We start from the raw sequence: 9,830 nt of genomic DNA on the forward strand, positions 1-9,830 counted from the left end.
CGGCGACGACCAGGCCGCCACCCTGCCCATCGCCGGACTCACGGCGCTGCGCGCGCTGCGCGTCGGCGGGGCACTGCTCGGACGCCGGGTCCTGGTCACCGGGGCCACCGGAGGAGTCGGCCAGTTCGCGGTACAACTCGCGGTCCTGTCGGGAGCGACGGTCACCGCCCACGTCAGCGGCGACGAACGGGCCGCGCAGGCCCGCGCGTTGGGCGCCCACCAGGTCGTCACCTGCCTGCGCGACCCGGCCCTCGGCCCCTTCCACCTCGTCCTCGACGGCGTCGCCGGCCCGCTCCTCGCCCAGGCGGTACGCCTGCTCGCGCCCGACGCGACCGCGGTCGTCTACGGCGGCCACAACGGCCCCACCGAACTGCGCCTGCGGGACTTCGCGACGCGCGGACACAACGCCAGGGTGCAGGGCTTCGTCAGCGAACACCCCGAGGAGACCAAGGGTGAGGACCTGGCGATCCTCGTCTCCCTGGTGGCCGACGGACGGCTGCGGCCGGTGATCGGCAGGGTCGACGACTGGTCCCGTACCCCGGACGTCTTCGAGGCCTGGGCCAAGCGCGAGTTCCGGGGCAAGGCCGTACTGCTGCGCAGCTGACCCGCCGGGCCGGCCGCGTTCGAGCCGGACTCCAGCGCACCGGGGCACGCTCGGGACGACAGCCGCAAGGAGCACCAAGAGCCGCCCGGAACAAGGGAGTCGAGGATGACAGTCACGCCCGGCAAGGTGATCGTGCGCGACGAGGTCGAGCCGATCCGGTGGACCGTGGAGCAGGGCCGCATCCTGCTCCGCGCAGAGGACACCGGCGGTCTCTTCTCCTTCTTCGAGCTCACCACACCCCCGGGCGGCGGCCCGCCGCTGCATCTGCACGACGGCCTGGACGAGACGTTCTACGTCATCGAGGGCGCGTACGAGATCCAGCTCGGCGACCGGATCCACGAGGCCGGCCCCGGAACCCTGGTGTACGGGCCGCGCGGGGTCGGCCACGGCTTCCGCAACATCGGCGACGGCGCGAGCCGGATGCTGTGCATCTCGACCCCCGGCGGCAGCGAGACCATGTTCGAGGGCCTCGCCGAGCTGCTCGCCCAGGACGCACCCCCCGACCGCGCGGCGATCACCGCACTCGTCACCCGGCACGACATCACCTACCTGGGCCGCCCCGGCGAACCGCTCAGCGGTGTGCGCGGCAGCCGACCTCACCTCAACCAGCCCAGAACAGGACTCAGTTGATGAGCAAGGACGACCTCACGACCCTGCCCCCCGGCACCGTCGCCCTGGTCACGGGCGGCAACAAGGGCATCGGCTTCCAGACCGCCCGCAGGCTCGGCTCGCTCGGCGCCACCGTGCTGATCGGGGCCCGCGACCCGGGCCGGGGCACGACCGCCGTGGCCGAACTCGCCGCCGAGGGCATCGACGCACATGCGGTACCCCTCGACGTCACCGACCAGGACAGCGTGAAGGCCGCCGCCGACTGGATCCGGCGCACCCACGGCAGGCTCGACATCCTCGTCAACAACGCGGGCGTCCTGCTCGACCACGGCATACCGGTCGCCGACGTCACCGCCGACCTGCTGCGGGACACGTACGAGACCAACGTCTTCGGCGTCGCCGCCGTCACCTCCGCGCTGATCCCGCTCCTGCGGCTCTCGGAGCGGGCCAGGATCGTCAACATCTCCAGCAGCCTGGGCTCGCTCGGCGTGAACGCGGCGGAGCCCGAACGCCTCGCCCCCTTCCGGATGCTGGCGTACAACTCCTCCAAAGCCGCCCTCAACGCCCTCACCCTCATGTACGCCCACGCCCTGAAGGCCGACGGCATCAAGGTCAACGCCGCCGAGCCCGGCTACGTCGCCACCGACCTCAACGGCCACGCCGGCCTCGGCACGGCCGAAGAAGCCGCTGTCACCGTCGTCCGGCTCGCCGTCCTCGACGACGACGGACCCACCGCCACCTTCCAGTCCGCGACCGGCCCCATTCCCTGGTGAGAACGGTGCACCCGCCCGACCGGACGGGAAACCGAGGAGGAGACAACAGATGCGTGCCGTCCCGATCGCCCGTTACGGCGCACCCGACGTGCTGCGGGTGACAGAGGCCCACGTCCCCGAACCCGGCCCGGGCCAGGTACTGATCGCCACCGAGGCCGTCAGCGTGGGCTTCGCCCAGACCCAGATGCGCCGCGACTGCTTCCCCGCACCGATGTGGCGGCCGACCCTCCCGGTGGTGCTGGGCGGCGACGTGGTCGGCACGGTCGACGCGGTCGGCCCCCGGGTGGAGCACATCCGGACCGGAGACCGCGTCGGCGCCTTCCTCATGCAGGGCGCCTACGCCGAGTACGCGCTGGCCGACGCCGCGACGCTGGTACCCGTCCCCGCGGAGCTCGACGCGGCGGCGGCGACGGTGCTCCCGGGCGCCGGGCCCATCGCCGTGGGCACCCTGGCCACCGGACGGCTGCGGGCGGGGGAGACCGTCCTCGTGCACGCGGCGGCCGGCGGAATCGGTCATCTGGCCGTGCAACTGGCCAAGTTGGCGGGCGCCGGACGCGTGATCGCCACCGCGAGTTCTCCGGCGAAGCGCGAGTTCGCCCGCTCGCTGGGCGCCGACGCGGTGGTCGACTACACCGCACCCGGCTGGGCGGAGGAGGTCAGGGCCGCCACGGACGGCCGAGGCGTCGACCTGATCCTGGACAGCGTGGGCGGCGACGTCCTGCTGACGGGCGTCGGCCTGCTCGCTCCCGGCGGGCGACTCGTCTTCTACGGTTCCGCGGGCGGCGGCACGGACGTCCCGAAGGTGCCGGTCATGGACCTGATCGGGCTGAAGTACGTGACCGGTTTCTCGCTCTCGGCCTGGCAGCGGCTGCACCCCCAGGAGTACGCGGACGGACTGGCGGAACTGACCGCCCACCTGACCTCGGGCCGCCTCAAGGCCGCCGTGCACGCCCGCCTTCCCCTCGACCAGGCGGCCAGAGGCCACGAGATCATCGAGTCCCGGGCCCACCAGGGCCGCGTGGTACTGCTGCCCCGCACCGGCTGAGAACCAGCGGCTCCACCGCAGAAGACCGGCCCCCGCACCGTCGCCCTCCCCCCGCGACGGTGCGGGGGCCTTTCTGTTCGGGCCCCGGGCGGAGGGCGATGGCATCGGCATCCCCACCACTCAACACCACTGTCTTTCAAGGCTGGTTCAAGCCATCGACGGCACTGTCACCGAGGAGCCCCACCTCCATGCCCCTGTCCTCCCCCCTCCTGTCTCTCTCTGGAGCTGATGCTTCATGGCACGTTCCCGGACCAGCCGCGCCGACAGTCCGGCCGGCGGCTCGCGCCCCACCTGGCTGCCCTCCCTGGACGGCACGCGGTTCGTCGCGACGACCCTCGTGTTCTGCTTCCACTTCGCCTTCCAGTTCCCCTTCAAGGACAAGAAGGCCGCCGACCTCTGCATGACGCTCTTCAGCAAGGCGGGCCCCATGCAGGTGGGCTTCTTCTTCGTACTGAGCGGATTCATCCTCACGCTGATCGCCAAGCCCGGTGAGCCGATGCGCAGTTTCTGGCGCCGCCGGGCCGCCAAGATCGTGCCCAACCACGTGGTCACCTGGGCGGTCACCGCGATCGTGATGGTCTGGCTCGGCCTCTCCGTACGCTGGCAGAGCGCGGTGCCGAACCTGTTCCTCATCCACCCGTGGTTCCCGCGCTCCGACACGTTCTTCAGCATGGACTTCGTGAGCTGGTCACTGGCCGCGGAGGCCTTCTTCTACCTCTGCTTCCCGTTCTTCCACCGGGCGGTCGCGGCCATCAGGCCCGAGCGGCTGTGGTGGTGGGCCGCCGGCCTCGTCGCGGCGACCTGGGCGGTCCCGTTCGTGGCCGAGCTGCTGCCGGCCAGGCCGCTGTACTTCACCATTCCGACCTGGCGGGTCTGGTTCATCCAGATGGCCCCGCCGGTGCGCGCCCTCGACTTCGTCCTCGGCATGGTGACGGCCCGCATCGTCCTCAGCGGAAAGTGGATCAGGCTGCCGCTCTGGGCGGCGATGACCCTCCTTCTCGGCGGCTACTTCCTCGCCTCGCACATCGCCGAGCCGTGGAGCTTCGTGGCGGCGACGAGCGCGCCGATCGCCCTGGTCGTCGCGGCGGCCGCCACCGCGGACATCGAACGGACCTGGTCCCCGTTCCGCAGCAGGCCGTTCGTCAGGCTCGGCGAACTCTCCTTCGCCTTCTACCTGGTGCACTGGATGGTGCTCGACTTCGGCCATGTCGCGCTCGGCGCCACGAAACAGTGGAGTACGGCCGAGGCGGTCGCTCTCGGCCTGTTCGCCTTCGTGCTGTCGTGGGGTCTCGCCTGGCTGCTGAACACGTTCGTGGAGGTACCCGTGATGCGCAGGTTCGCCAGGGCCAGGGCCAGGGCGAAGCCGGGACCGGTGGCTCTGCCCACCCCCGGGACGGCGTCCGGCACCACCACGGAACAGGACCAGCCGACCGCTCCTGTAGCGGGGTGACCTAGTAGTGCTTCGTTAGGTCTAGGCGTTGTCGCTGATCAAGAGCATGTTGGGTATGTGGACACGCATGAAGTGAACCGATTACGGGCCGCGTTGGGGCTGTTCGTGGCCGATGTGTTCGCCTCGGTGCCGCGCAAGGACCAGCGGGCCAGGGGCGAGTGCTACCTGCGCGGGCTGATGCTGGATGGCCGGCGCAAGTCGATCCAGCCGATGGCCGAGCGGCTGCCGGACGGGAACATGCAGGCCCTGCAGCAGTTCGTCAACCAGTCGCCGTGGCAGTGGACGCCGGTGCGGCGGCGGATCGCCGAGCGGCTGGTCGAGGTGGTCAGGCCCGAGGTATGGGTCATCGACGATGTGTCGTTTCCCAAATGCGGGCGGGCCTCGGTGGGGGTGGCCCGGCAGTACTGCGGGGCGCTGGGCAAGCGGGCCAACTGCCAGGTCGCTGTCAGCGTGCACGCGGCCACCGACCGTGCGTCCTGCCCGCTGGAGTGGGAACTGTTCCTGCCCGAGGAATGGGCGCACGACCTCCGGCGGCGGCAGGCCGCGGGCGTGCCCGACGAGGTCGGGCATGTGACCAAGTCGCGTCTGGCTCTGGGGCTGCTGGAGAGACTGGCGGACTGGCTGGGGGCAGTGCCGGTGATCGTGGCCGACTGCGGCTACGGCCGCAGTGTCTCCTTCCGCCTGGCCCTGGAGGAACACGGCTGGTCCTACGTCATGGCCGTCGAGCCCAAGGAGATCGCCCGCCCGGCCGGTGCCGAGCCGTATCTGCCGCCCTACCGGGGCCTGGGCCCGCCCACCCTGCCGCGCTACCGCGAGCCGGCCCGCCCCCTGCGACACCTGGTCGATCCAGGCACCCTCTTCGAAACCGTCACCTGGCGCCAGGGCAGCAAGGGCTCAATGACCTCACGCTTTGCGGTGCTGGAGGTGCGGCCCTCAGGCAAGGAAGCCACCCGCACCGCGCAGGAACACGCCGGCGGGCGCAGCCGGTGGGACGGCGTGCTGCCGCTGCGGACCCTGCTGGTCGAACAGCCCGCAGGAGCCGACGAGCCCACCGGCTACTGGATGACCAACCTGCCCGCCACCACCCCCACGGCCGACCTGGTGCGCTTCGCCAAGATGCGCTGGCGCATCGAGCACGACTACCGCGAACTCAAACACGGCCTGGGCCTGGACCACTTCGAGGGCCGCACCTGGCGCGGCTGGCACCACCACGTCACCCTCGTCACCGCCGCACAGGCCTTCCTCACCCTGCGGCGCTACGACCCAAAAGCCCGCACGAAAGCCTGACCCTCTACCAAGTCCTCGACGCGCTACAGGACCTGCTGCGCTGCTGGGACGGCACCTGCACCACCTGCGGCCGCCCCCTCACCAGAACGAGAACCTAACGAAGCACTACTAGGGCCTGTCGTCTGGATCATGCCGGCGTCGCGGGGTGTGGCACGCACTCCCCCACTGCCTTGAAGGCGTGGGGGGACCCCCAGCGGCGTTGTCGTCGGTTGCCGACTCCCCCACGCTCGAACAACCTCGCGCGGGGGGACCCCCATCGCGTCGCCGTCCTCCTCCGCCTTGCAGCTGCACGCACCACACCCCGCTCGGGTCGGCCGACAAGGCACCGTGAGCCAGGCCGGCCTGATCCAGACGACAGGCCCTAGGGCGGCACCCTCGACCGTCCCACGCACGCGGTCCTGGTCCGGGGGGTCGGCAACGCGTAGCGTGAGGCGGCATGAAGATCCTCATCAGCGCCGACATGGAGGGTGCCACCGGCGTCACCTGGCCCGCCGACGTGTTGCCGGGGACACCGCAGTGGGAGCGGTGCCGTTCGCTGTTCACCTCGGACGTGAACGCCGCCGTCCTAGGCTTCTACGACGGCGGCGCCGACGAGGTGCTCGTCAACGAGGCCCACTGGACGATGCGCAACCTGCTCCTGGAGCGCCTCGACGAGCGGACGCAGATGCTCACCGGGCGGCACAAGTCCCTCTCCATGGTCGAGGGTGTGCAGCACGGCGACGTCGACGGCATCGCGTTCGTCGGCTACCACGCGGGCGCCGGCATGGAGGGCGTCCTCGCCCACACCTACCTCGCCAACTCGATCACCGGAGTGTGGCTGAACGACGTCCGCGCGAGCGAGGGACTGCTCAACGCGCATGTCGTCGCCGAGTACGGGGTACCGGTGATCCTGGTCACGGGTGACGACGTGGCCTGCGAGGACGCCCTCGGGTACGCGCCCGGGGCGCTGAAGGTCGCCGTCAAGGACCATGTGTCGCGGTACGCGGCCGTGTGCCGTACGCCGGCCAGGACGGCCGCCGACATCCGCGCGGCGGCGAAGGAGGCGGCGAAGCTGGCGGTCCGTCAGGAACCGGTGCGGGGCGGGCCGTTCACCGTCGCCCTCGAATTCGACGCCGAGCACCTCGCGATGGCCGCGACCGTCGTGCCCGGTGTCCGGCGGGTCGGGGAGCGGAAGGTGGCGTACACCGGCGACACCATGTACGAGGGGATCCGAACCTTCAAGGCGGTCACCACGATCGTCTCGGCCGCGGTGGAGGAGCAGTATGGCTGACATCGACGAGCGGGCCCTGGACGAGGTGGTCACCTTCACCTCGGACCTCATCCGCATCGACACCACCAACAAAGGCGGCGGCGACTGCCGGGAGCGGCCCGCCGCCGAGTACGCCGCCGAACGACTGGCCGGCGCGGGCCTCGAACCCACCCTCCTCGAACGCACCAAGGGCCGCACCAACGTCGTCGCCCGCATCGAGGGCACCGACCCCTCCGCGGACGCGCTGCTCGTCCACGGTCACCTGGACGTCGTACCGGCACAGGCCGAGGACTGGACCGTGCACCCCTTCTCCGGCGAGATCCGCGACGGCGTCGTGTGGGGGCGCGGCGCGGTCGACATGAAGAACATGGACGCGATGATCCTCGCCGTCGTCCGCGCCTGGGCCAGACAGGGCGTACGGCCGCGCCGCGATCTCGTCATCGCGTTCACCGCCGACGAGGAGGCCAGCGCCGAGGACGGCTCCGGCTTCCTCGCCGACCGGCACCCCGGGCTCTTCGAGGGCTGCACCGAAGGCATCAGCGAATCAGGGGCGTTCACCTTCCACGACGGCACCGGCCGGGAGATCTACCCCATCGCGGCCGGTGAACGCGGCACCGGCTGGCTCAAGTTGACCGCGCACGGCCGGGCCGGCCACGGCTCCAAGGTCAACCACGAGAACGCGGTGACCCGCCTCGCCGCCGCGATCACCCGCATCGGCGAACACGAATGGCCACTACGGCTCACCCCGACCGTCCGCGCGGCCCTCACCGAACTCGCCGCCCTGTACGGCATCGACCCCGACTTCGACGATGTCGACGGGCTCCTCGCCAAGCTCGGCCCGGCGGCGAAACTCGTCGAGCCCGTCGTCCGCAACAGCGCCAACCCGACCATGCTGAACGCCGGTTACAAGGTCAACGTGATCCCGGGCGAGGCCGTGGCCCACGTCGACGGACGCTATCTCCCGGGCGGCGAGGACGAGTTCCGCACCACCCTGGACCGGCTCACCGGACCCGACGTCGACTGGGAGTTCCACCACCGCGAGGTCGCCCTCCAGGCCCCGGTCGACTCGCCGACCTACGCCCGAATGCGGGCCGCCGTCGAGGAGTTCGCACCTGAGGGACATGTGGTCCCGTACTGCATGTCCGGCGGAACCGACGCCAAGCAGTTCTCACGCCTCGGCATCACCGGCTACGGCTTCGCACCACTGAAGCTCCCCGAGGGCTTCGACTACCAGGCGCTGTTCCACGGAGTCGACGAACGGGTCCCCGTCGAGGCACTCCACTTCGGCGTCCGCGTCCTGGACCGCTTTCTGAGGTCGGCCTAGCAAGTGGGGGACAACATGCGGACGTTGGCGTACGGCTCGTGGCCCTCGCCCATCGACGCGGCGCTCGCCGCCGCCCACGACGGACAGCCCGAATGGGTCGGGTTCGTCGGCGACGAGGTCTGGTGGACCGAACCACGGCCCACCGAGGCCGGCCGCCGCACCCTGGTGCGCCGGCGCGCGGACGGCTCCCAGGAGTCGGTGCTGCCCGCGCCCTGGAACGTCCGCAGCAGAGTCATCGAGTACGGCGGACGGCCCTGGGCCGGAGCCGTCCGGGACGGCCGACCGCTCGTGGTGTTCGTGAACTTCACCGACCAGCGGCTGTACCGGTACGAGCCGGGGAGCGAGCCGAGCCCACTCACCCCTGTGTCGTCCGTGGGCGGCGGACTCCGTTGGGCGGAACCGCAGTTGCGCCTGGAGTCGGGTGAAGTGTGGTGCGTGCTGGAGGAGTTCACCGGCGACGCCCCCGGCGACGTCCGACGTGTCCTGGCCGCCGTACCGCTGGACGGATCCGCAGCCGAGGACCGGCTCGCCGTGCGCGAACTCACCGACGACCGGCACCGGTTCGTGTCCGGGCCGCGCGTCTCGCCCGACGGGCGGAAGGCCGCCTGGTTCGCCTGGGATCATCCTCGGATGCCGTGGGACGGCACGGAGCTGTTCCTCGCCGAGATGGCGGACGACGGCACCTTCGGCGAGCCGCGGGTCGTGGCCGGCGGCCTTGAGGAGTCGATCGCACAGGTCGACTGGGGCTTCGACGGCTCGCTGCTGTACGCCAGCGACCGCACCGGCTGGTGGAACCTCTACCGCGATCACGAGCCGGTGTGCCCGCGCGAGGAGGAGTTCGGCGGGCCGCTGTGGAAGCTCGGCCAGCGCTGGTTCGCGCCGCTGGAGAGCGGCCTGATCGCCGTCGTGCACGGCCGGGGCGCCGCCCTGCTCGGCGTACTGGACCCGGAGACCGGCGAGGTCGTCGACGCGGCCGGCCCCTGGACCGAGTTCACGTCCACCCTCGCGGTGCACGGCGACCGGATCGTCGGCGTCGGCGCCAGCCCGCGCAGCGCCCACGAGGTCGTCGAACTCGACATCAGCACGGGCCGGGCCCGGGTGATCGGCGCGGCCCACGACGACCCCGTGGACCCCGCCCACTACCCCGAACCGCAGATCCGAACCTTCGCCGGCCCCGCCGGACGCGAGATCCACGCCCACATCTACCCGCCACACAGCCCGAGTTGGGCCGCGCCCGGCGACGAACTGCCGCCGTACGTCATCCGGGCGCACGGCGGACCCACCAGCCGGTCGCCACTCGTCCTCGACCTGGAGATCGCCTACTTCACCTCCCGGGGCATCGGCGTCGCCGAGGTCAACTACGGCGGCTCCACCGGGCACGGCCGGGAGTACCGCAACCGGCTGCGCGAACAGTGGGGCGTCGTCGACGTCGAGGACTGCGCCGCCGTCGCACTCGCCCTCGCCGACGAGGGCACCGCCGACCGCGCCC

Annotated in this window: 9 protein-coding genes; all 9 read left to right on the forward strand. The window is 71.3% G+C overall.

Going from position 1 to position 9,830, the window contains the following annotated elements; translation table 11 throughout:
- Positions 1-604 (forward strand): zinc-binding dehydrogenase (locus R6V09_RS36765; RefSeq protein WP_317885815.1); only part of this gene is annotated, 604 nt, incomplete at its 5' end.
- A gap of 105 nt (positions 605-709) precedes the next feature.
- A complete protein-coding gene (locus R6V09_RS36770; RefSeq protein WP_317885816.1) occupies positions 710-1,234 on the forward strand; it encodes a cupin domain-containing protein in 525 nt (174 codons plus the stop codon).
- Complete coding sequence (locus R6V09_RS36775) at positions 1,234-1,986, forward strand: SDR family oxidoreductase (protein ID WP_317885817.1); 753 nt, start codon at positions 1,234-1,236, stop codon at positions 1,984-1,986. The genes R6V09_RS36770 and R6V09_RS36775 overlap by 1 nt, the downstream gene beginning before the upstream one ends.
- Positions 1,987-2,035: 49 nt before the next feature.
- Positions 2,036-3,031 (forward strand): quinone oxidoreductase family protein, encoded by a 996-nt coding sequence (locus R6V09_RS36780; protein WP_317885818.1) that lies wholly within the window; start codon positions 2,036-2,038, stop codon positions 3,029-3,031.
- A 235-nt stretch (positions 3,032-3,266) separates the two neighbouring features.
- The gene (locus R6V09_RS36785) at positions 3,267-4,481 is read left to right on the forward strand and encodes an acyltransferase family protein (RefSeq protein WP_317885819.1); all 1,215 of its coding nucleotides are present in this window, start codon (positions 3,267-3,269) and stop codon (positions 4,479-4,481) included.
- A gap of 57 nt (positions 4,482-4,538) precedes the next feature.
- Positions 4,539-5,768 carry an IS701 family transposase gene (locus tag R6V09_RS36790; RefSeq protein WP_317885820.1) on the forward strand — a complete coding sequence of 410 codons (1,230 nt, stop codon included), beginning with the start codon at positions 4,539-4,541 and terminating at the stop codon, positions 5,766-5,768.
- A gap of 436 nt (positions 5,769-6,204) precedes the next feature.
- Positions 6,205-7,038, forward strand: coding sequence for a M55 family metallopeptidase (locus R6V09_RS36795; protein ID WP_317885821.1), 834 nt, complete (start codon positions 6,205-6,207; stop codon positions 7,036-7,038).
- A complete protein-coding gene (locus R6V09_RS36800) occupies positions 7,031-8,341 on the forward strand; it encodes a M20/M25/M40 family metallo-hydrolase (RefSeq protein WP_317885822.1) in 1,311 nt (436 codons plus the stop codon). The genes R6V09_RS36795 and R6V09_RS36800 overlap by 8 nt, the downstream gene beginning before the upstream one ends.
- A 15-nt stretch (positions 8,342-8,356) precedes the next feature.
- Positions 8,357-9,830, forward strand: a 1,474-nt coding sequence (locus tag R6V09_RS36805) for a prolyl oligopeptidase family serine peptidase (RefSeq protein WP_317885823.1), incomplete at its 3' end; no start/stop codon positions are given.

Source organism: Streptomyces sp. W16 (assembly GCF_033194735.1).
Lineage (GTDB): Bacteria > Actinomycetota > Actinomycetes > Streptomycetales > Streptomycetaceae > Streptomyces.

Bases quoted from the DNA above. Each gene is read 5' to 3' on its own strand.
- R6V09_RS36770 (WP_317885816.1), top strand. From the start codon at position 710: ATGACAGTCACGCCCGGCAAGGTGATCGTGCGCGACGAGGTCGAGCCG.
- R6V09_RS36775 (WP_317885817.1), top strand. From the start codon at position 1,234: ATGAGCAAGGACGACCTCACGACCCTGCCCCCCGGCACCGTCGCCCTG.
- R6V09_RS36780 (WP_317885818.1), top strand. From the start codon at position 2,036: ATGCGTGCCGTCCCGATCGCCCGTTACGGCGCACCCGACGTGCTGCGG.
- R6V09_RS36785 (WP_317885819.1), top strand. From the start codon at position 3,267: ATGGCACGTTCCCGGACCAGCCGCGCCGACAGTCCGGCCGGCGGCTCG.
- R6V09_RS36795 (WP_317885821.1), top strand. From the start codon at position 6,205: ATGAAGATCCTCATCAGCGCCGACATGGAGGGTGCCACCGGCGTCACC.
- R6V09_RS36800 (WP_317885822.1), top strand. From the start codon at position 7,031: ATGGCTGACATCGACGAGCGGGCCCTGGACGAGGTGGTCACCTTCACC.